A 300-nucleotide genomic window follows, 5' to 3' on the forward strand; every position below is an offset into this window, starting at 1 on the left:
CATTTGCTATTTAAAATAGCTTTTTGGTGGAGCCTAGCGGGATCGAACCGCTGACCTCCTGCGTGCAAGGCAGGCGCTCTCCCAGCTGAGCTAAGGCCCCAAGTTGTATGGTGGGCCTAAATGGACTCGAACCATCGACCTCACGCTTATCAGGCGTGCGCTCTAACCAGCTGAGCTATAGGCCCATACAAATTGCAGGATTTATTTATATCATATCCTCATTTAAGAGTCAATACTTTTTATTGAACTCTCAAAACTAAACGAAAACGAAACACGGAAACTTATATTGATAAGCAGCGC

The 300-nt window shown here is 45.3% G+C and carries 2 tRNA genes; both read right to left on the bottom strand.

The window, feature by feature from the left end:
• Positions 1-24 precede the first annotated feature (24 nt).
• Positions 25-100, bottom strand: a tRNA-Ala gene (locus tag Q9B79_RS26890).
• Positions 101-108: 8 nt separating this feature from the next.
• A tRNA-Ile gene (locus tag Q9B79_RS26895) sits at positions 109-185 on the bottom strand.
• Positions 186-300: the final 115 nt, after the last annotated feature.

The organism is Bacillus sp. MHSD_36 (genome assembly GCF_030757775.1).
Lineage (GTDB): Bacteria > Bacillota > Bacilli > Bacillales > Bacillaceae_G > Bacillus_A.